We start from the raw sequence: 22,215 nt of genomic DNA, 5'->3' as shown, positions 1-22,215 counted from the left end.
ATGGAACGGATTGATTTGCTCGTTACGGGGATTGGCCGTTTGGTCACACCTCCGGGGAATGTGCCGCGTCGTGGGCAACAAATGAAAGAAGTCCAAGTGATCACGGATGCTGCGGTTGCCATCCGCGGGGGAAGAATCGTCTCATTTGGCCCAGCCCAAGAAGTTATGGATCTCCTGGCAGACGTCGCAATCACAAAAACAATAGATGTTGGCGGATGTATGGTGACGCCGGGGATAATCGATCCGCACACCCATCTCGTTCACGGCGGTTCCCGTGAGCATGAGCTTGCGCTGAAGCGGTCCGGCGTCTCCTATTTGGACATTTTGGCGCAGGGCGGTGGCATTCTGAGCACGGTGCAAAATACTCGGGCCGCCAGTGAGCAGGACCTATCTGATAAGGCGCGTCGAAGCCTGAACGAGATGCTGTTGAATGGTGTCACGACAGTTGAGGCGAAAAGCGGATACGGTCTCTCCTTGGAGGACGAAATGAAGCAATTGCGTGTGGCGAAACGTTTGAACGATACGCACCCGCTCGATATTGTCTCTACGTTTATGGGGGCACATGCGGTGCCGCTAGAATATAAAGGGCGTGCTGAGGAATTTGTGGATCTCATCGTCCATGAGATGCTTCCCAAGGTGACAGAAGAGGGGCTTGCGGAATTTTGCGACGTTTTTTGTGAGCATGGTGTTTTTTCCATTGAACAGTCAAGACGCATTCTGCTGAAAGGTAGGCAGTGTGGTTTGCTTCCGAAAATCCATGCAGACGAAATAGAACCACTTGGCGGAGCGGAGCTGGCGGGCGAAATCGGTGCGATTTCCGCTGAACATTTGCTGGCTGCGACCGATAAAGGCTTGGCTGCAATGGCCCGACACGGCGTGATTCCAGTGCTCTTGCCGGGCACTTCGTTCAACCTCGGCCTGACCAAACATGCGCGTGCACGCGACATGATCGATGCCTTTGAATTGCCGGTGGCTCTTGCCACGGACTATAACCCGGGCTCTTGTCCGACGGAATCGATCCAGCTCGTCATGATGCTGGCGTCTCTGAACTTGAAGATGACGCCGGAGGAGATTCTGACCGCATGCACAATCAATGCGGCGAACGCGCTGGGACGAGGGCATGATATCGGTTCGGTCGCGGTGGGGAAGCGTGCGGATTTAACGATATTCGATGCGCCGAATCTCGCTTATCTGCCGTATCATTTCGGTATTAACCATACGTTTGGTGTTATCAAAAACGGAAACGTGATCGTATGGAACCGTACCATCGTGACGAGTGAAGCAAGTAAAGAGGGGGCTGCGCTGTGAGCCACGAGATCCCATTTCTCAAACCGCCGGATCAAGCTGCGTTTAGAGATCATATGGAAACCAAGGTTGCTCATTGGATTCGCCAGTGGGACGGTCAAGAGCAACTGCTTGCAGGGATCATCGGCATCCCGTTGTCTAAGCCTTCGATCTCGCATTCAGGCGCTTCGACAACACCGGCGGCGGTTCGTGCGGCATTCAAATCGTTTACTACATACTCTATGGAGTATGGTGTTGACCTGCAAGAGCTAGCTATTCGTGACCTCGGCGATATCCAAATGCATGTGACAGATATAGCAGAATGTCATCGCCGCATTGAGGAAAGTCTGCGCGCGCTGTACAGAGAACAGCCGAGCTTGATCCCGATCATCTTTGGCGGTGATCATTCGACGAGCTGCCCGTCAATCAAAGCGTTCGTTGACCGTCATCCTGGTCAAAAAGTGGGTATCCTTCATTTTGATGCCCATCATGATGTCCGTAATTTTGAGGACGGTGGCGTCACCAACGGTACGCCGTTCCGCGGCATCCTCGAATCAGGTGTGGTTCAGGGACATCACATCGTACAAATCGGTATTCGAGGCTTCATGAATTCGAAGCCGTACCATGACTACGTGAAGAGTAAAGGCGTTCATATATTTACGTCGCGTGATATACGGCGGATGGGGATGGATACAGTGCTCGATCAGGCGCTTCAGCTAGCGGGGAATGGCACGGATGTGCTGTATGTGAGTTTCGACGTGGACGTTATCGATCAGGCCTATGCGCCGGGATGCCCTGCGATCGGTACCGGCGGGATGAATCCGTGGGATGCGTTGGATGCCCTCTACCGTCTCGGTTCGCTGCCGCAGGTGCAAGGGCTGGACTTCGTGTGCATTGATCCGACCATCGATGTGCGTAACGTGACCTCGCGTCTCGCGGTACAGTTCATGCTCAGCTTCTTGGCAGGGCTCGCTGCGCGCTCGAAATAATCGAATACGAAACGCCGCTAGCTCCTTTTCGTTGGAGTTGGCGGCGTTTTTTGTGGTTAGCGAATTTGACTCAAATGCTCTGTGACAGTGCCATGCACCTCTTCGTCCCCTCAAAGTACTAGGAATTAGCTCCTAAGTTTTGCTTCACTTTGTGGGGTGCAGTAAAGCCTGAAGAATTTGATCACGGTTACAATATATCCAAACAAAATTTATTATATAATAATAGAAGAAAGAAATGGTTTCTATGAAAAAGAAATTATACGTACCGATGCTTGCTATAGTTGTGAAAGCGTTTACGGAAAAAGATCCGGAATGCAATGGAATGAAAGATGCTCTTGCTGCGATTAAAAATATGGTAGTTGCAGGCGTGGTGGATCCAGAACTCATAGCTACTTCACAAGGGCAGGCTACAGAAAGGTGATCAAAGGACAAGCGGGTATCTTTTACACAGCAAGACCTATCAGCGAATACTCAAAATGACAGAGAAGAAGGGGTAGATCATAAATCATGAGTGGAGACAACAATAAACTAGAAATTCATGGCGATGTATTGGTTGCCGGAGGCGGCATTTCTGGTGTAGTAGCTGCATTGGCGGCTGCACGCAATGGTGCAAAAGTGATTCTATGTCAGGATCGGTCTGTGCTGGGAGGCAATGCCTCCTCAGAGATTCGGATGCACATCGTCGGGGCGGCTCACTCCAAGCGGGGAACGGTATTAGAGACAGAAGCCAGAGAGGGCGGCATCCTTGAAGAAATCCTACTTGAATGTGCCGTACGCAATCCACAGCGAAGCGCATCTATGCTAGATCTCCTTTTATATGAAAAGTGCAGAGCGGAATCGAATCTAACGTTGATGCTGAATACGGTGATTATTGGCGTGAGAATGGATGGCGACCGGATCATCTCAGCGCTGGCAACAAGGGAAAGCACGGAGCACGGCTTCGAAATATTTGCGGATATCTTCATGGATTGTACGGGAGATGGTCGCCTCGGGAAAGAAGCGGGAGCCTTATTTACGACAGGCAGGGAATCTTCGCAGCAATATGGGGAGTCATTCGCAGGGGAGGAATCGGATACGTATCGTCTCGGTTCTTCGCTTTTGTTCACGGCTCGAAATATGGGCAAACCGATGAAATTTATTCCCCCTGTGTGGGCGAAGCACTATTCAGAGGAGGATTTGAAATACCGTAGTCATACCTCGTGGGAATATGGGTATTGGTGGGTGGAGTTTGGCGGATTATTGGATACAATCACCGATAATGAAATGATTCGCGATGAGCTGCTTGCCATCATGATGGGTGTCTGGGATCACATCAAAAATAGCGGATACCATCCGGAATCGGAGAACTGGGCGCTTGATTGGTTCGGCTTCGTCCCAGGCAAGCGTGAATCGCGTCGATTTATCGGCAAACACATGCTGACGCAGGGGGATCTTGAGCATTCGGTCCATTTCGAGGATGTCGTCGCGTATGGAGGCTGGCCGATGGATACACATCCGCCACAGGGGATAGAGGCCAAAGATATTGATCCCTGCCATCAACCGCATACCAATCATGTATATGGCATTCCGTTAAGAGCATTGATTAGTGACAATGTAGCGAATCTGATGTTTGCTGGACGCAATATATCCGCTACGCATATCGCCTTCTCAAGCACTAGGGTCATGGCAACCTGTGGTGTGATGGGGCAAGGTGCTGGTACATTTGCAGCTCTAGCGATAAAAGAAGGCCTTCCGCTAAATTTGGCTTATCAAAAGCAAGAATTAATTCGGAAAACACAACAGCAGCTTATTAAACAGGATGCATTCCTTCCTGGTATTCCTACAGTTGACAATCTGGCAAGTCAGGCTGTTGTTCGAGCTTCATCTGAGCAACCAGAGGGGCAAGCTTCGAATATTATAGACGGATATACCCGTTCCATGCATGGAACGAACGGCGTCAGATTGGATTTGGTCCTTCCAGGTACGCATAGATGGATGTCACTTCCGGAAGACCGAGAGCCTTGGATTGAGCTGGAATGGGATGCACCTATATCCATTAATGAAATAACAATCGTGCTGGACACAGGCATGCACCGTAGACTGACATTGACCCACGAGGATAATTTGCACAAAAAGAACGAATGGGGACCGCAGTCGGAAACCTTGAAGGATTTCCGTGTGATTGCTTATTTGGCGAATCCTCTCGAAGATTCTCACCAAGTGATGGACATAAAGGAGAACTACCAACGACAGGTCGCAAGCTTTGTTCAATTGGAACAAGTTAAGAAACTCCGCGTAGAGGTTCTAAGCACCAATGGTTTGGATCATGCGCGAATATTTGAAATTCGATGTTATTGAAGTTAATTAAATGTTTTCTTCATGAGGAGGACGGCCGCATTGGATGAAAGGGATACGAGAGGCAATGATTACTTGAATTCCGATGCCGACCTCATGAACTATAACCGCAATGCAAGCTGGGTCAAACTATGTGTAGAATGGCTGAGTATTATGTTCAGAGAATAGCATACAAGCGAAATCATCTCGCCGCACAACACGCTAACTCTATGTAGCATGCTAATCTGACATTGTTATTTTTAAAGGAATAGTAAATAGTCCCTCCATTTCTTGAATATGAGTTGGCGATGTGTGACAATGGTAGAGGCAACTCAGGAGCACGTATTAAGCGATGCAGTGTTGAAGGAGGATTTATTTTATGATCAAAACGATGAAGCTTGGAACTAGTACATTAGAAGTTCCAGTTATTGCAGTAGGCTGCATGAGAATTAACTCGCTGGACAAGATCGAGGCTGAACGCTTCGTACAAGGGGCGCTGGATATCGGAGCTAATTTCTTCGATCATGCGGATATATACGGTGGTGGTACTTGTGAGGAAATTTTCGCCGATGCCATCCATATGAGCGATGATGTACGAGAGAAGATCATTTTGCAATCCAAATGCGGTATTCGGAAAGGGATGTTCGACTTTTCCAAAGAACATATTTTGGAATCCGTGGATGGCATATTGAAAAGGCTCAAAACGGATTATTTAGATATTCTGCTTTTGCATCGTCCAGATGCTTTAGTAGAGCCAGATGAAGTTGCTGAAGCATTTGACCTCTTAGAAAGCACGGGGAAAGTCAGACATTTCGGTGTTTCCAATCAGACTCCGCTACAAATTCAACTATTGAAGAAATCGGTTAAGCAGCCGCTTGTAGCGAATCAATTGCAATTAAGCATTACCAACGCTACGATGATTTCGAATGGTATGAATGTGAATATGCTGAATGATTCCGCAGTGGACCGTGACGGTGGTATTCTTGATTTCTGCCGATTGAACGATATCACCATTCAGCCTTGGTCGCCTTTCCAGTATGGATTCTTCGAAGGCGTATTTCTCGGAAACGAGAAGTTCCCGGAGCTGAATCAGAAGATTGATGAGATCGCGGCGAAATATGAGGTGTCCAATACGACGATCGCGATTGCATGGATTCTACGCCATCCGGCGCGTATGCAGCCGGTTACGGGGACTATGAATGTCAATCGCTTAATCGATTGCGCGAAAGCTGGAGACATTCAGTTGACTCGTCAAGAATGGTATGAGATTTATCGTGCCGCAGGAAACGTGCTTCCATAGTGAAATAGTATACGATTGCAAAAAAAGACCATCATTGTCCCTCTGGGAAATGATGGTTTTTTTTGTTATTTCGCTTGATTTGAAACCGTATCAAGCAATGTTCCCACATAGGCATCAATACTGAACCATCGCGTATCAATGGTAACAGAGACTTTATTCTCTACCATTTCAATAGCTTCTCTAGGATGCAGCAGATCATATCTGGGGCTATACATTTCGGTGAACGGAGGCAGATCAGCTCGTCCCTTAGGTGCGATTGGCGTAGCGCCTAGCAGTTGAGCTTCATAGAGAGCCAAGGTGAGACTACCACCGATCGTGACGGACACGGCAGCTGTTGCCTTTGATAATAGTTGATAATACTCAGCATGCGGCAGCCTTCCGACTTCAATGCCTAATTCTCTCCACATGGCCACAGGATAGTGGGAGAGCGGTGTTACGGGCGAAGCCACAACGACTCTGTAGCCTAAATCCATAAATTCAAACGCCAATCGGACAGAAAGATAAGGTTGATAGAATTCATTCATTCGACCTGGGAATACAATCAGCTTTTCCCGTTCATCTGAAGATTTGATTCCGTTCAAGGTGGCATTCACATAGTCGTGGTCGTAAGGAAAGCCTGCCGCGATAACTTCAACTTGAGATGCTGGAGGCAGACATCGTTGCCCCCAAGGCACCATGCTGGGATTTGTATAGAAAATGGCTTTCAAGGAAGGATGATGAAAGATCCATAATGACTCCAAGTCTAAGACATTCGTGAAAGGATTCCAGACATCATGCTCTTGAATATAAAGCTGTTCAGGTACAGGGTCTGCTTCTTTGATCAGATCAAATAGCGTGAAGCGAGTAATCAAAACGGGATGCTTGGGATCCTCCGGCAGCTTATTGGAAAAGGTATACGGGACTCCCGAGGAATCAAGCCCTTTTTTTAAACCACTGAGATAATTGGGATACCACGCTGTTTGATCATTTTCGTCTACTAGCACATGTAACATGATAAGATGGCCTCCATAGGGACTATGTATTGAATCTATAAGCAAAATATATCATATTTTAATAAGGATATCATTTATATCATTGTCTGCTAACTTATGTGTTATGGTAAGTTAAGATCGTGAATATTATCAGGACGGTGTAGAAATTATGGCTGCAAATAACGAAATGATTTTCTTAGAGTCCGGTAAGGTTCGTGATGGTATTCCCCATGAAAGAGAAGTCATCTATGTGGGGCGTAATGGTCAGAAGGTAGAACGGATTCGAGTGCAAATAGAGGATACAATGACTAGTTTTATTTATAAGCCCCTAACGAATTATCCGAATAAGGGAAAAGAGTTATGGGTTCAAGAGAATATAAGCTTTCGAATTCCAGAGGTGCATATCCCCCGAATTATGTGTAGCTCACATACTCTGGAGCCGGAAAACGATTGGATGGTCTTTGAAGATCTTGGTGAGCTGGAACATAGCTTCAGTGCGGACATCATGATGAAAACGTCGGAGCTCATGCCCTTTTGGCATCGTTTGCCTACATCACTTTTACCTCTTGATTATGAAGGTCATTCACCAAGAATGAAAGAAATACAACGTTTTATCCACTCAAAGGATGTACAACTGAAGCAATTATTCATTAAACATGGATTTCTAGCTGACCATATTACCTACTTTTATGAGGATATTCTTTTACAGGATCACCTTGAGGATGAATCTGTCATTTCACATGGTGACTTGTATCCGTTAAACATAGCGGAAGTGAATAACCAACTTTTCATTTTCGACTGGGAATATATACATTTGAATAGTGTATTCTGGGATCTATACTCCCTGATGGACATTACAAGTCCGCAATATAGCCGTTTGGTCATTCAGCAAGTACCACGCGTAGACATTCTTGCCAGATACATAGCTGTTCGCACGACACTACAAATTCCCACAAAGGCGAGCTTCATTAGTGATTATCATAAATATAGTGCTTTGTATTCCATGTGGTTGCTGCTGTTAATTGAAGAAGACATCGCGCAAGAAAGGTTTGAAGAATCAGCTCTATTACGGCAATACAACGAAACACTTGAAATATTCAGAATCGTTCTAGATTATCTGCTAAGCAAAAATAGACATTTTTTTTAAAAAAACTGCAAAATTCGACAATATTGCTTTATAATGAAGTTACAAATGCCTGTTGAGGGAGATCGTAAGCAATGTTTTCATCTCTAGAGAAGTTCCCATTAAAAACGATATTAATTTTTTTGATTGCTATATTAAGTATGAATTTGACTTATTTCCAACATTCGAAGATTCTTCTGAACAATCAGCAAAAAGAGAAAATAAACCTTGTGACCTCTACGATTTCAACAGAGTTAGATAAGCAGAGCGAAGTAGAAGCAACCTTTGATGAAATGCTTGGTCATGATCTCAGGACAGCTTCGATCGCTATTCAGAAATCGTTGAACCCAGACTTTCACCAAGTGACGAACGATGAGCTAGTCGAATTGGCAAAGCAATTAAATTTAGATGGGATTACATTATTTGAGAGACGGGATGATGACTTTATTGGGGTTAGATCCTCGGATCCCAAAGAAATCAATGCAAGCTCGAAAACGTGGGGAATCGTGTATTCAGCACATTTACAGTTAACGGATCGTAAAAGTGTAGATGTAGGCACGGGTTTAACCCTCGACAATTATTGGAGCGGTCCTATTGATACGGCCTCGACGGATGTAGCCAACATCAGAAAATGGGGAGAATATTATGATGGCACCACCAATTATATTATTAATCCGTATCTGAATGTTTCAAGCAGTCTGGAGCATTATCGCGAAAAGGTAGGCGTGGATGTAAGCATCGACGAGCTGCTTGAAAGTAACAAAGGAAATTTAATGGAAATTGGCGTCATAAATCCAGAGAAGATTTTCGATAAAACTCCTACGCCTAATAATAGAGCGAACTGGTATTCTGAGCGGCTCGTATTGAACGGTTCTTATGTATATAGAGATCATGCAGAAGAGAGTAAACTCAGAGAAGCGTTACAAAAAAATAGCACGGTGTTTTACAATGTTATGATTAATGGAACGAACATTCTAAAAAGCTTTACACCCATTGAAACCTCTAATCTGAAGTATAAGCGGGATGACTTGCCCAAAGTGGTCATGGTTGCAACCGATTACAGTCAGATTGAGAAGACTTTGCAACAACAGTTCCGTGATGTGTTCATCTTCATGAGCATTGTAACGCTGCTGGTTTGTGCCGTTATCATCATCCTTTTCTCGGCTACACGAAAGAAGAATGAAGGAGCCGTTAAGACCGTTCAAGACGTCTATCTGGATAACATTAATTCCATTGTTCAGTCAATTAAGGAACAGCGTCATGATATCATTAATCATATTACGACCATCTCATGGATGATTAAATTAAAGAAATATGAAAGCCTGCAAGAATATATTGATCCCTTAATCCAAGATGCCAAAATGATGGATTACAAAATTAAAGCTGTTGAAATTAATATTCCTGCATTAAGCGGAATTATCCAAGCAAAGCTTGCTCAATCTGAAGTTCATAACATTGACATGCAAGTTGATTTTAAAAATATGGAAAATTTGCGACTCACGACGATCAAAACGACGGATTTAGTTCGCATCTTAAGTAATTTAATCGATAATGCGTTTGACGCGGCGATCGAGCTTCCTATCACAGAAAGAAAAGTTACTGTTGAAGGCCAAGTTCAAGCTAACCAGCTTATTATTCGGGTGCAGAACTCCTGTAATCCAGTTAGTCCAGATATCCACACCAAAATATTTGAATCTGGGTTTTCGACCAAAACAGGAAAGAACAATAAAGGCTTAGGGCTACACATCATCAAACAGTTAATTGAACGGTATAAAGGAAGTATTGATTTTACAACACAAGAGGCTGGCGTTACGTTTTCCATTCTCATTCCATTAAAACATGAAAAATAAAAATTTGAATGTATAAGATTTCCTTACACTCCACATCCTAAGCTTACACCACGAGAAGGAGTGATTTATGAATGGCTAACAACAACACATTGCTAGTTCCACAGGCCAAAGCCGCTTTAAATCAATTGAAGTATGAAGTTGCTCAAGAGTTAGGGATTGCACTGCAACCGAATGGTTATAATGGAAATCTCCTTACACGCGACGCAGGTTCAATCGGTGGTACGATCACGAAAAGATTAGTACAAATTGCTGAACAACAACTGCAAGGCTTCAAACGCTAGACGCTTGCTTATCAGCACAAGGATTACAAAGACTGCAATCACTCATGCAACTCGGGTGAATGCAGTCTTTTTACTTTACAAATCAAATGGATTAGGGAATTATGGTACTTGAGACTATTTCAAAGTGAGGAACCAACTATGATTTTACCAGGGATTGTATCGGTCACATTTCGTGAAAAAACCGCAGATGACATACTCCTACTAAGCAGCATTTGTGGGTTGAAAGCAATTGAATGGTCGGAGCATGCACATGTGCATCCTGGGGATACAGAGGGAGCAGATCTGCTTTACAGAAAGACGATCGCCTCTGGCATGCAGGTAGCGGCTTATGGTTCTTATTTTCGGTTGCTGGAGAACGAGCATCCTGAGCAAGTTTTTCGAGAGAGCCTGATTTCTGCGAAGGCCTTACATGCTCCCGTCATTCGTATATGGGCAGGAACCCAGTCATCTGCAGCAGCTAGCGCTGAATACCGCGCACGGCTTGCTGAGGAAGCTAAGCGAATTGCTGAAATGGCAGCAACGGAAGGGATCAAGGTTGCGCTGGAGTGCCATAGGGGGACCTTAACGGACACTAGTGAATCGTCATTGCGACTCTTAGAGGAGGCAGAGCATTCGAATCTATACAGTTTGTGGCAGCCAACTCCTGAGCTTTCCATGAAAGAACGGTGTGAGGGACTACAGGCATTAGCGACAAGTAAGAAGCTGTTAAACATTCACGCTTATTATTGGCAAGGAGACATTCGCAGACCCTTCTCTGAGGGAATTCATGAGTGGTCACAGTATTTGGCACAGATTGATATCCGTGAAGAGCGTTACATCCTAATGGAGTTTGTTATGGATAGCACATCTGAGCAATTGGAAGCGGATGCCGCCGAATTAATGCAATTATTAGATGATTTATATAAGGGCCAATCATTTGAAAACGGAGCAGCGCGATAAGCGAGCTCCGTTTTTTATATTCTTCACATACATCCTTAACATTTAGGAGTGTAGTTAACTAACAATTATAGGCTAAAGTGAGTGTATAGAACGTAGTCAACACCCGGTTACATACAACTGAATAGGGGAGAAAAGCATGACACAAAACCTGCAAAATTTATTATTGGATAGTGTAAGGGTTTCGATCGGGAACGTGATTCCAAAGTCGTTGGATCAAGCAGAAGTAAGCACAAGCAATGAACCGCTGAGCAAGGATGAAATTGGTGTCTCCATCAATTTTACGAACAGTGAGTATTGTATGATCCTAGACGGGCAGCGTGTCGTGTTTAGCCGAATGAGTGAGGCGATCTTTGGGATGTATATGGAAGGTGAAATGCTGGATAGCTGTGTTAGTGAAATTGCGAATATTATTGCAGGTGGAACCACGACGATCCTAGGTGAACAAGGTGTTTCACTGGATATCACGCCGCCGTCTTTGCTGGAGGATAATTTTCATATTAACGATCAGTCTAACAAGCTAATGTTGCCCATTTCCATTGAGACGGTTGGGGATATCCGAGTGGTTTTACTGAAAGAGCATTGATCAGAGGAGTGATTGGGAATGGCTAAAATTTTAATCGTAGATGATGCAGCTTTCATGCGAATGATGCTGAAGGATATTCTGACAAAAGGTGGACATGATGTTGTGGGCGAAGCGGAGAATGGATTAGTCGCCATACAAAAGTATCAAGAGCTGAAACCGGATATCGTGACCATGGATATTACAATGCCTGAGATGGAAGGCGTAGAAGCCGTCAAGGAAATTAAGAAAAAAGACGCGAACGCTAGAATTGTTATGTGTTCAGCCATGGGGCAGCAGGGCATGGTCGTACAGGCGATTCAGGCTGGGGCCAAAGATTTCATTGTAAAACCATTTCAAGGTGATCGTGTTTTGGACGCGATTCGCCGAGCGATGTAAACCTATTTAACCCATGTAACCAATGTAACCAATGTAACCCATCTAACCCATGTAAACCATATGAGAAACGTTCATCCGTTGCTATTTTGCAAGCGGGATGAGCGTTTTCTTTTTTTTAAGCTATTCTACAAACTCTCAGCAAAAGGCTAGGTCAGGTAAATGATGATGTCGACGAAAGGGTTAACATATTTTTTGATTATTACTTGTAAATGTTCAAACTTTCCTTGCGAACTTACCGTCTTATTCATATCTGATTAAGAGTTATGTTAACAGCAGGAGGATGCATCATATGGGAAATAAGTCGGAAAGTAAGCTGACGGTGAGCGGTGTCAGCGATAGTAGGCGATACATGCCAGGATTAGACGGGCTGCGAGCGCTGTCGGTGCTGGTTGTTATTGTCTATCATTTGAATAGCTCATGGCTTCCAGGAGGTTTGTTGGGCGTAGGGGTATTCTTCACATTATCCGGCTATCTAATTACCGACCAGTTGCTGATGCAATGGCAAACAACAAGGCGGATTGATTTGAAGGATTTTTGGATGAAAAGGATGCGTAGACTCATGCCGGCTATGATCTTCATGCTTGTGATCGTTGGCTTGTGGCTGTTCATCATAGATCGCTCAAGATTAATGCCATTAGGGGATGATTTCGTATCGGTATTACTCTATTTCAATAACTGGTGGCTTATCTTCCATCAAGTATCCTACTTCGAGAGCTTCGGTCCGCCGTCTCCGATTGGTCATCTATGGTCGTTGGCGATCGAAGAGCAGTTTTACTTCCTTTGGCCATTAGTATTAGCACTTATATTGCGGATTGCGAACCGCCGAGGATATCTCATTTTGTTTACGTTGTTAGGTGCGGTGGCATCTACACTTGTCATGGCGTATGTGTATCAACCGGGTGTAGATCCTAGTCGCGTTTACTATGGGACGGATACTCGGGCCTTTGCGCTGCTCATTGGCGGAGCACTAGCGATTGTTTGTCCTAGTCGCATGTTAACCAAACGCGCGGCGAGCGGCAGATCGAGCTTGATGTTGGATTGGATCGGTGGAGCTGGACTCTTCGGTATCCTGATCATGATGTGGAAAACCGATGCCTACAATGCTTCTCTTTATTACGGTGGATTAGCGCTATTTTCAGTGTTGTCCGCGATCGTCATCGTGGCCATTGTTCATCCAGCTACAATCCTGGGTAAAGTCATGGGATGTAAGCCGTTACGTTGGATCGGCAAACGGTCATACAGTCTGTATATTTGGCATTTTCCAGTCATTATTCTTACTAGCTCAGCAATGGATACTGGGGAAGTAAGTATGGCCAAAATTATCATGCAGGTTGTCTTGAGTGTTCTTCTGGCCGCATTTTCTTATTCCTATATCGAGGAACCCTTTCGTCGGGGAACATTGCAACCCACCATTTGGAAAATTGACTTCTGGTCACCATCTCGTTTCCGGTATATGCTAGTGATCACCATTTTGCCGATTCAATTATTCGCCATTTCTTGTTCGAATAACTTGTCTGCTCAGAAATCGGTAGACAGCCAGTCTATAGCCATTGAGGGGGTAACGACAGACAATTCGTTAGCAGTAACGGGAACGGGAATGGCAACAGGAGCGGCAACAGTAACGGCAACGACTGCAAAAACGGCAATAGGAACGGAAACACCAATATCAACACCACCAACAACACCAGTAGCAGGAACGGCAACACCAATAGCGACAGCAACATCAACAGCAACAGCAACAGCAACAGCAACAGCAACAGCAACAGCAACAGCAACAACAGTAGAAGAAACACCAACACCAATAGCGGCAGCATCAATTACGTCACCGGAGTCGTTAGGACAGCAAAATACTGCAACGGCAGTCGAACCTCCAGTCAAACCCGTGGATGAAGAAGATACGCGTATAACCGCTATTGGTGATTCCGTTATTTTGGATGCAACACCATTCCTTGATAAAATACTTCCAGGCATCATAGTAGATGGCAAAGTGGGCAGACAGATGTCCCAAGCGCAGTCGACGCTCAATGAACTAAAGTCCAAAGGGATGCTCGGTGATCGAGTGATTATTGAGCTTGGTACGAACGGTGCGTTCAATCCGAACCAATTGCGTGACTTGCTCACTTCGCTAGGGGAAATGAAGCAGATTATTCTTGTGAACACGCGTGTGCCTCGAGATTGGCAAGATACTGTGAATACCACGCTGAAAAAAGTAGCTGCAGAATTTCCAGTAGCGACAATCGTGGATTGGTACTCTGCTAGCAAAGGAAAGGAAGCGTACTTCGTGAATGATGGCGTACATTTAACTGAAGTTGGTGCGCAGTATTATGCAACCCTCATTAGTAAAGCGATTCATATGGATAGTAAGTGAATAGGAATCTGATATGAATGAAAATCAGCACAAATAATGTATACGTTTAGGAAGAGGGGGTGAGCGAAGCTTGCCTCTTTTTGGCGGGCAGTAAGTCGAAAAAATCGACTTACTGCCCGCCAAAGGAGCCGTCGGCCCTAGTAAGTCGAAAAAATCGACTTACTCCCCCGCCAGAGAAGCCATCGGCCCCGATTAAGTCGAAAAAATCGACTTACTGCCCCGCCGTAGGATCCATCGGCCCCGATTAAGTCGAAAAAATCGACTTACTGGCCGCCGTAGGATCCATCGGCCCCGATTAAGTCGAAAAAATCGACTTACTGCACGCCGTAGGATCCATCGGCCCCGCTTAAGTCGAAAAAATCGACTTACTGCCCGTCAGAGTAGCCATACGACCCTAGTAAGTCGAAAAAATCGACTTACTGCCCCGCCGTAGGAGCCATCGGCCCTAGTAAGTCGAAAAAATCGACTTACTGCCCGCTGGAGAAGCGATCTGCCCCAATTAAGTCGAAAAAATCGACTTACTGCCCACCAGAGGAGGAGCCATCCGCCCCGCTTAAGTCGAAAAATCGACTTACTCCCTCGCTAGAGGAGCAATTATTTCTAAGAAACATTAGCGAACTATTAGCAAAGAACATGTTTAGCTAAAACCTGAAATAGAAGTTTCACAACAATTAATCGATAAGATAGGATAAATAGAAGTTTTCAAACTTTACTAAGGAATTGCGAGGGATCTACAACGATGAATCTAATCCACTACTATCGCGAGCAATTTCTCGAATTAATATCACAATTCGAGCCTAATTGGGAGGAGGAGCCATTCTATAAGTTTGGTTTTCGATGGAACGCTATGACAGCTAATTTGTATAAAGAGTTCTTTCAGATAAGCCAAATTCAAGGTGAACCCATGTACTTAATGTACGCGATTGAACTCCCCGAGAAATACAAAAACACGAATGTTACTGAGGTAGTCAAGAATGTATCCTCATCTTATGAGCTTTCAATGTATTTCTTCTCGGATAAGATTCTCTTAACTTCCTGCGTCTCCATTGAGAATTTGCAACAGACATCCTTAGGCTTTTTAAACCAAGCACGCGGGGAAATCATCGATCTTGTGTTCTCGGCTATTCAATTAAGAGAGATGTAATCAACAATTAAGGAAACGATATCCTTATAAATAGAAATGTAGCGCTGCGGATCCCAGATCCGCGGTGTTATTGTTTTGGAGTCATAGCTAGATTTAGCAGGAGTGAAGATTTCTTCATCGAAGATAATATCAAAGCACGCTCTGCAATTGGAGAGTTAAGCATTGCAAACGAGCGACTTGTTCTCTATGCTGATATCAACTCCTCGGGAACCATTTCGAGTAGGAAACATTGAGTAGTTTATGTTTAGGAAGGAGGATGGCATCATGCCGCTTTTATATAAAAAAAATGGGGTTACCGTGTATCAAAGCCGAATCTATCAGATGAATTCCACGGTTGTCGAGACACCTGATCTCATTTTGGTCACGGATCCGGGATACCTGACTGATGAAGTACTGGAAATTCGGACGTATGTAGATGATATTCGCGGTAGTAGACCCGTTTATGTGCTATATACCCACTCGGATTATGATCATATCGCTGGTTACGGTGCTTTTGCCGAAGAGATTACGCTAGCAGGTGAAGCTTTCGACACGACTACCGATAAAGAGTTAGCCGTCATGGAAGTGAAGAAATATGATGATGAGTTCTATATCAACAGAGGGTATGATGCACGATATCCGAAGTTGAATATTGTCTGCCAAGTGGAAGAAGCGCTTCGAATCGGGGAAACAACGCTGACCTTCTTCAAAGCAAGAGGGCATAACCCGGATGGCATACTGACACTCATTGAGCCACTTGGTATACTGATTGCTGGCGATTATCTGTCCGATATTGAATTTCCTTTTATCTATGACAGCTTTGGCGAATATAGACAGACGCTCTCAACATTTGAAAGTCTGGTCAATAAGGATGTTGTTAACGTGCTGATTCCGGGTCATGGATCCGTCACGGAAGACAAGCGAGAGATGGTCAAGCGTATTCGGGACTCAGAGAAGTATTTGGATATTGTCAAACAAGAGGCTGCGGATGGTCATAGCGAACAGTTCGAGCAGTTTCTTATTGACCAAGGATACGGATACAGAACGTGTATGGATCGGAGACATCTTGATAATTTGAAAGTATTTAGAAACGAATGAGCAAGTTAGCAACGACGGCTGAGGCTGATCTTTAAGATCAGTCTATTTTCCATTTAATTCCTTATAAAATAAAGAAAACCTCCATGTCCAAATCGTTTGGTGCTTCAAGCGGTACAATCACGATTGAAGCCAGAGTTAAGCGGAGGGAAACAACGTCGGCGATTTGGGATTTTTTGTGCGAAGTGAAGCGGAATGATTGGAATAGTGAAAGAGAATCGTTCATTTGCCTACTGGCTTTGAGCGGAAAATCGATCTTATAATATGGCATATCGAAATTCAGAGGAGGTCAGACATGTTACTTTATAAAAAAAGATTGAAATGGTCGTCCTTGTTCCTTGCGATTGTTCTTGTATTTGGAAGTATAAGTACGCTTCTTCCTGTATCACGCGTTCAGGCATCTCTAGGTACGGGGAGCATCTATTACGTAGATGCGACAGGAGGGGATGACTCTCATACAGGTAAGAGTGAAGGCTCAGCATGGCAAACGTTAGAAAAAGTAAACGCTACCACTTTTCAACCTGGGGATCAGATTTTACTTAAGTCTGGTGAAGTTTGGGAAGGTCAGTTATGGCCCAAAGGCTCAGGGAGTCCAGGCATGCCGATTATTATTGATCAATATGGCAGCGGGAGTAAGCCTGTCATTCAAGGGAAAGGCTTAGTAGAAGATGCGGTACGTTTATTTAATCAGGAGTATTGGGAAATTCATCACTTAGATGTATCCAATGCTAAGCCAGCAACAGCAACGGCAGGTGAGAACCTGGGGGACTATCGGGGCATTCATATTTCAGGCGATAATAGTACAACATTGGATTATTTCCGTATCGTGGCTGTCGATGTTCATGATGTAACGGGGCAAATCAACTGGATTAGCGGCACACAGCCTGTTCCACCGCAGCCCGGCATTCGTTTTAAGACAGGCTGGGACGGCTCCAAAAAAACAGGAGGCATCGTATTCGACACGACTGTGCCGAATATATTTAGTCCCCCTAGTCAAGCGACTGTTATTAATGATGTGGTCGTGGAACAGTCTACAATTACGAATACTTCATTTGCGGGTATTACATTTAAGCAGTACACAGGGGATGGGAAAGACGCGGACGGGAATACCATCGCAGTATCGACGGGATGGGGCGAACGTGCCAATGGGACCGATCCGAAATTCACACCGCATACCAATATTATTATTAGAGACAATTATATAACGCAAAAAGATACGGCGTATGGCTGTAATGCTATGTATTTGACGGATATAAGAGGCGGTCTTGTTGAAAATAATGTCGTCTATAAGGCTGGAACATCAGGCATTGAAATGTACTATGCAGATGATATCGTCGTGCAGCACAATGAGGTTTATGAGACCACGCAAAAAGCGGGCGGAGCCGATTCTAATGGGATTGATCCTGATAAAGGAACTACGAAGATTGTCATTCAATATAACTATATTCATGATAATGGGGATGGCATTCTAATATGCCAATTTGTATTCGGCGATACCGTGATTCGTAATAATGTGATTAAAAGCAACACCAGATATCCCATTTATCTGCATTCGGACAAGAAGGCGATAGCTGAGGTATATAACAACACCATTTATAATGATAAAAGTAATTATTTGATATATGGCTATGGCACATCTTTAGACGCAACCTACAACATTCGCAATAATAATCTGTACACGACACGTGCAGGTGCGACGATCACTACAAGTGGAACAACTTTCTATGAGAATAACAATTATTTTGGTACCGGGTTGATGATTCCTACTGGTGATACCAAGGCCTTACAAGTAGATCCCAAATTTGTTAGCACGGTGAGCGGTCCTTCTGGAACGATCGAAACAGGACCAAGATTAGATTCAGCGCTGGGTTTTCGTTCAAAGTCAGGTTCAGCCATGATCAATGCCGGAGTTGCGATGTTTAATAACGGCTCGAAAGACTATGCGGGTAAAACGCTTTATAACGGGCTTCCGGATATCGGAGCATTCGAATATTACACAGAACCAGACAGCACAACAGAATCGGTGAACGGAAAAGTGAAGGATGGCTCAGGCAAAGCGGTTGCTGGAGCGAAGGTATCTATGGTTGTCAATAGTGTGAGTTATACGGCAATCAGTGATGCGAAAGGCTCTTTCGTGATCGCGGATGTACCTTTAGCTGCGGGGATTGAGCTTAAAGCTGAAAAAACGGGTTATGTGACGACGACCTCGACAATTGCTATTCAACCACCCAATATGACTACGTTGGATATTGTCATTACTTCCACAAGTCCTTATGGCAGTCTACGCGGAAGCATTTTGGATGAGAAGATGTCCGCACTTGAGGGAGTTTCCGCCAAAGTTATGTATGAAGGTGTGGAGCTCGTTAGCGGAACAACCGATAGTACGGGTACTTTGCAATTAGATCAGGTACCAATCGGCGACAATTACACAATTATGCTCTCGAAAGCAGGCTATTATACTGTTTCCAAAGGTAATGTCACCATTACACCGGAGAGTCTCACGGATATTGGCAAAGTCCTGCTGTCGAGCAAACAACCGCAAGTGCTATACAATCATACCTTTAATGGACTGTCGACAGGAGCATTGAGTTCGGGAAATAATTTAACAATCAGCACTGCTGGCGGAAGTGTTGAGGTCGCTGAGGTTCCTAGTGCTACAGATAAAAGTGTTCTCTTAACGAGAAGCAGCAACTCTGGAAGCACGAGTCTTTCTCAAACTTTTGCTACACCACTAACGGGGATTGTCACCATTGAAGCCGATTTGAAAAGAAAAGATACATATGTCAGTGGGAATAACTGGATTAGCTTACCCTATGTGTATGGCAGTACGAATCTAACGAACCCTGGAATTAGCTTTGCTTTCGATAAAGGCACAATGAAGGGATATAAAGGTACAACGTCAACTGATTTTATGAAGTATGTCGTAGGCCAATGGTATAACATGCGTATGGTAATCGACATGGCTGCTCAAAATTTCGATTTATACATGGATGGTCAAAAGATAGTAGACCATGCCGCATACCGAATCGCCATGGCGGATATTAAGAAAATCGATTTTTATGCGAATAGCTCCAATTATGGCAGTGTTTATGTCGATAATATCCGAGTTACGCAAGGGATTGGTTATTCTAAGACAGATACAACACTTGCAGATTTATCAAGTGATGCCGGGACATTAACACGTCTGGATGGTACACATTACGCGATGCAAGTGCCGAGTAATGTGGAGCATGTGAATCTGACACCTGTAGCTAGCAGTCCTAATGTAAAATCAATTCTTGTAAACGGCGTACCTGTGGTAAGTGGTAATAGCTCTGATTCCATTACTTTAACTGGAGATGACACGGACATTCCAGTTGTTGTAACAGCAGAAGATAATTTGACAACGGCCACATATACGGTTTCGATTCACCGGATTTCTGCTCAAGTCGATGCGTCCTTACATGGATTACTTATGAATGGCGGGGCAATCATACCTGATTTTGCTTCAGACATTACGCAATATCAAGTCAATGTCCCTTATGCCATCCATGACGTCACACTTGTGCCGACAGCTGGCAACAGCCAAGCAGATATCACAATCAATGGGAAAACGGTGTTAAGTGGTACAACTTCAGAAGCGATTCCATTAATTGAAGGGCAAAATATAATTATTGTTTATGTAGTTTCACCTGATGGAACTGCAAATGAAACGTATGAGATTACCGTCCACAGGGCAAATAGTCCCTATGGTCAAATCGCAGGAACGGTCATTGATCAAAGTAACCATGTCATTTATGGTGCTACTGTAACTCTCACTAAACTTGGCGAGTCGAGAACTACGATTACGGATGCAACTGGTGAATTTACCTTCGCTGACGTGGCACCCGATACAGAATTTACAATCACAGCACAAAAAGCAGGCTATGACGAAGCGACGATCGACAATGTCACTGTGACGGTTGGACAGACGACGTTGGTTAACCCGTTGTCCTTGCAAGCACACGGAGCAATTGCATCTTTAACAGGCGCCGCAGAAGCGGCTCCGGGACAATCCATGCAATCTACGTTTCAAATTAACAATGTTTCGAGCAGTGTGTACTCGGCTGTGTATTCGCTTGACCTCGTCGTCGACTTCGATTCGACAAGGCTGCAGTGGATTTCCACACTTCCAAGTTCACCTCAATTGCAAATTATCCAGGGTGATCAAACAGATGAGGGATCACTTAAGATAAAAGTGATGATGACGGATGTCAATCAATCTATCCTGCCAGATACGGATCTATTTGTTGTAAATTGGAAGGTTAAAGACACAGCTCCTTCAGGTGAAACAGTAGTCGGATTAACGAAATCAGATTTAACGAATGGTCGGGGAGATCAGTTTCAAGCGACGGCTTCAGAGCATGCGTTTGTAATCAAACGAGAAGTGATTGTAGATCCAGATCCAACTCCAGATCCTGATCTTGATCCTGTGGCGAAGCCAGACACGAGACAGAATACAACAAAGGACCCGTCCCAACTTATGCTAGAGACGAACGACCAAGGAACCGCTATGGTAACAAAGGCTATCTTAGAGAGCGCCATTCATTCAACACAAGATGGTCCAAATGGCAAGAAAGTGATCGTTGTTAACTTGAAAACCAACTCGTCCTTAGAACAATTTGGCCTGCTGCTCCCAGCAGATCTGTTGAAGGCGAATGAGCATGCATTTGAACTTAAGCTTGAGTCGGAGTTGGGCATTATTATGATCTCAGATCAAATGCTGAAAGGTCTCGACAATCTAGGTGACATGGTGGAAATTCGATTGAAAAAGGCTAACGTGATCGACAATCATCCTGTTTACGACGTGCAGCTGCTTGCGAATGGAGAGCCGATTGCATGGCATAATCCAGAAGCACCAGTCACGATTCGGATTCCTTATTCACCTTCTCAAGAAGAACAGCAGAATCCGGATCACATCGTAGTTTATTATGTCGATCCACAAGGTCTGATGATTCCTGTACCTAATGGGCATTATGATGTACAGACAGGTCAAGTCATCTTTACAACCAAACATTTTAGTCAATATGCGATAATGTTTAAGAATCCGACTTTCACTGATCTAGCTTCTGTGGAATGGGCACGCGGCTCGATTGAAACACTCGCAGCCAAGGGAGTTATTGAAGGCAGAAATGCACTTGAGTTCGACCCGCAAAGCAGCATTACACGAGCAGATTTCATTGTTCTATTGATGCGTGCATTGGAGCTTCCATCGCGTACAACGGAAGCCTTCACGGATGTTGCTACCAATGATTATTATTACAACGCGCTCACCAATGCCAAAGCATATGGTCTTACAACAGGTACAGGTAATAACCGTTTTGAACCGAATAAACAGATCACTCGTGAAGATACGATGGTGCTGACTGCAAGAGCGCTTCAAGTACTTAAGCAGATTCCTAGCAGTCCAAGTTCGACAGAGGAAAAACTAGACTATAAAGATGCTTCCGACATTTCCGGCTATGCCATAGGCAGTATCGCTGCACTTACCGCCACAGGCTTTGTCCAAGGTGATGAAACAGGCATTCATCCGAAACAGAACCTTTCCCGTGCACAAGCGGCCGTTCTGATTCATCGTATTGTAGTGAACAATTAGTCGTATA

General features: G+C 44.5%; 17 protein-coding genes. 16 read left to right on the top strand and 1 reads right to left on the bottom strand.

Going from position 1 to position 22,215, the window contains the following annotated elements; genetic code table 11:
* The 6 genes from hutI to AC58QG_RS10115 all read left to right on the top strand — a co-directional run bounded on the left by hutI (position 1) and on the right by AC58QG_RS10115 (position 5,886).
* The gene (gene hutI, locus AC58QG_RS10140; protein WP_497361925.1) at positions 1-1,308 is read left to right on the top strand and encodes an imidazolonepropionase; all 1,308 of its coding nucleotides are present in this window, start codon (positions 1-3) and stop codon (positions 1,306-1,308) included.
* A complete protein-coding gene (gene hutG, locus AC58QG_RS10135) occupies positions 1,305-2,273 on the top strand; it encodes a formimidoylglutamase (RefSeq protein ID WP_497361924.1) in 969 nt (322 codons plus the stop codon). Before hutI ends, hutG begins: the two co-directional genes overlap by 4 nt.
* Before the next feature lie 244 nt (positions 2,274-2,517).
* Positions 2,518-2,694: a hypothetical protein gene (locus tag AC58QG_RS10130; RefSeq protein ID WP_497361923.1), complete on the top strand. Its 177-nt coding sequence runs from the start codon at positions 2,518-2,520 to the stop codon at positions 2,692-2,694.
* 86 nt (positions 2,695-2,780) lie between these two features.
* Complete coding sequence (locus tag AC58QG_RS10125) at positions 2,781-4,610, top strand: FAD-dependent oxidoreductase (RefSeq protein WP_497361922.1); 1,830 nt, start codon at positions 2,781-2,783, stop codon at positions 4,608-4,610.
* Positions 4,611-4,649: 39 nt separating this feature from the next.
* Positions 4,650-4,775, top strand: a complete 126-nt coding sequence (locus tag AC58QG_RS10120) for a hypothetical protein (RefSeq protein WP_497361921.1) — start codon at positions 4,650-4,652, stop codon at positions 4,773-4,775.
* Between the two features lie 193 nt (positions 4,776-4,968).
* Positions 4,969-5,886 carry an aldo/keto reductase gene (locus tag AC58QG_RS10115; protein WP_497362824.1) on the top strand — a complete coding sequence of 306 codons (918 nt, stop codon included), beginning with the start codon at positions 4,969-4,971 and terminating at the stop codon, positions 5,884-5,886.
* A gap of 65 nt (positions 5,887-5,951) precedes the next feature.
* Here the strand turns inward: AC58QG_RS10115 and AC58QG_RS10110 are convergent, their stop codons facing one another.
* The gene (locus AC58QG_RS10110; RefSeq protein ID WP_497361920.1) at positions 5,952-6,878 is read right to left on the bottom strand and encodes a hypothetical protein; all 927 of its coding nucleotides are present in this window, start codon (positions 6,876-6,878) and stop codon (positions 5,952-5,954) included.
* Positions 6,879-7,026: 148 nt separating this feature from the next.
* Here AC58QG_RS10110 and AC58QG_RS10105 point away from each other — a divergent pair, with 148 nt between their 5' ends.
* The 10 genes from AC58QG_RS10105 to AC58QG_RS10060 all read left to right on the top strand — a co-directional run bounded on the left by AC58QG_RS10105 (position 7,027) and on the right by AC58QG_RS10060 (position 22,208).
* Positions 7,027-8,004, top strand: a complete 978-nt coding sequence (locus AC58QG_RS10105) for a hypothetical protein (RefSeq protein WP_497361919.1) — start codon at positions 7,027-7,029, stop codon at positions 8,002-8,004.
* 71 nt (positions 8,005-8,075) lie between these two features.
* Positions 8,076-9,830: a sensor histidine kinase gene (locus tag AC58QG_RS10100; protein ID WP_497361918.1), complete on the top strand. Its 1,755-nt coding sequence runs from the start codon at positions 8,076-8,078 to the stop codon at positions 9,828-9,830.
* A gap of 71 nt (positions 9,831-9,901) precedes the next feature.
* Complete coding sequence (locus AC58QG_RS10095; RefSeq protein WP_056615159.1) at positions 9,902-10,111, top strand: alpha/beta-type small acid-soluble spore protein; 210 nt, start codon at positions 9,902-9,904, stop codon at positions 10,109-10,111.
* A 108-nt stretch (positions 10,112-10,219) separates the two neighbouring features.
* On the top strand, positions 10,220-11,050 hold the full coding sequence (locus tag AC58QG_RS10090) for a sugar phosphate isomerase/epimerase family protein (RefSeq protein WP_497361917.1): 831 nt from the start codon (positions 10,220-10,222) through the stop codon (positions 11,048-11,050).
* 136 nt (positions 11,051-11,186) lie between these two features.
* Positions 11,187-11,633, top strand: a complete 447-nt coding sequence (locus AC58QG_RS10085; protein ID WP_497361916.1) for a chemotaxis protein CheX — start codon at positions 11,187-11,189, stop codon at positions 11,631-11,633.
* A gap of 18 nt (positions 11,634-11,651) precedes the next feature.
* Positions 11,652-12,008, top strand: a complete 357-nt coding sequence (locus tag AC58QG_RS10080) for a response regulator (RefSeq protein WP_497361915.1) — start codon at positions 11,652-11,654, stop codon at positions 12,006-12,008.
* A gap of 289 nt (positions 12,009-12,297) precedes the next feature.
* Positions 12,298-14,376 (top strand): acyltransferase family protein, encoded by a 2,079-nt coding sequence (locus AC58QG_RS10075; protein WP_497361914.1) that lies wholly within the window; start codon positions 12,298-12,300, stop codon positions 14,374-14,376.
* Positions 14,377-15,223: 847 nt separating this feature from the next.
* Positions 15,224-15,520 (top strand): hypothetical protein, encoded by a 297-nt coding sequence (locus AC58QG_RS10070; RefSeq protein WP_497361913.1) that lies wholly within the window; start codon positions 15,224-15,226, stop codon positions 15,518-15,520.
* 264 nt (positions 15,521-15,784) lie between these two features.
* Positions 15,785-16,597 carry an MBL fold metallo-hydrolase gene (locus AC58QG_RS10065; RefSeq protein WP_497361912.1) on the top strand — a complete coding sequence of 271 codons (813 nt, stop codon included), beginning with the start codon at positions 15,785-15,787 and terminating at the stop codon, positions 16,595-16,597.
* 292 nt (positions 16,598-16,889) lie between these two features.
* Entirely contained in the window at positions 16,890-22,208 is a 5,319-nt protein-coding gene (locus AC58QG_RS10060; protein ID WP_497361911.1) for a carboxypeptidase regulatory-like domain-containing protein, read from the top strand.
* Positions 22,209-22,215 lie beyond the last annotated feature (7 nt).

The organism is Paenibacillus sp. J22P169 (assembly GCF_059691995.1).
The sequence above is the reverse complement of the archived record's forward strand: the minus strand, read 5'-3'. Positions and strand labels throughout refer to the sequence as shown.

Excerpts from the sequence above, each read along its gene's own strand:
- AC58QG_RS10060 (WP_497361911.1), top strand. The coding sequence starts at position 16,890 with ATGTTACTTTATAAAAAAAGATTGAAATGGTCGTCCTTGTTCCTTGCG.
- AC58QG_RS10085 (WP_497361916.1), top strand. The coding sequence starts at position 11,187 with ATGACACAAAACCTGCAAAATTTATTATTGGATAGTGTAAGGGTTTCG.
- AC58QG_RS10110 (WP_497361920.1), bottom strand. The coding sequence starts at position 6,878 with ATGTTACATGTGCTAGTAGACGAAAATGATCAAACAGCGTGGTATCCC.
- AC58QG_RS10130 (WP_497361923.1), top strand. The coding sequence starts at position 2,518 with ATGAAAAAGAAATTATACGTACCGATGCTTGCTATAGTTGTGAAAGCG.
- AC58QG_RS10105 (WP_497361919.1), top strand. The coding sequence starts at position 7,027 with ATGGCTGCAAATAACGAAATGATTTTCTTAGAGTCCGGTAAGGTTCGT.
- AC58QG_RS10070 (WP_497361913.1), top strand. The coding sequence starts at position 15,224 with ATGACAGCTAATTTGTATAAAGAGTTCTTTCAGATAAGCCAAATTCAA.
- AC58QG_RS10075 (WP_497361914.1), top strand. The coding sequence starts at position 12,298 with ATGGGAAATAAGTCGGAAAGTAAGCTGACGGTGAGCGGTGTCAGCGAT.
- AC58QG_RS10125 (WP_497361922.1), top strand. The coding sequence starts at position 2,781 with ATGAGTGGAGACAACAATAAACTAGAAATTCATGGCGATGTATTGGTT.
- AC58QG_RS10065 (WP_497361912.1), top strand. The coding sequence starts at position 15,785 with ATGCCGCTTTTATATAAAAAAAATGGGGTTACCGTGTATCAAAGCCGA.
- AC58QG_RS10080 (WP_497361915.1), top strand. The coding sequence starts at position 11,652 with ATGGCTAAAATTTTAATCGTAGATGATGCAGCTTTCATGCGAATGATG.
- AC58QG_RS10095 (WP_056615159.1), top strand. The coding sequence starts at position 9,902 with ATGGCTAACAACAACACATTGCTAGTTCCACAGGCCAAAGCCGCTTTA.
- hutI (WP_497361925.1), top strand. The coding sequence starts at position 1 with ATGGAACGGATTGATTTGCTCGTTACGGGGATTGGCCGTTTGGTCACA.
- AC58QG_RS10100 (WP_497361918.1), top strand. The coding sequence starts at position 8,076 with ATGTTTTCATCTCTAGAGAAGTTCCCATTAAAAACGATATTAATTTTT.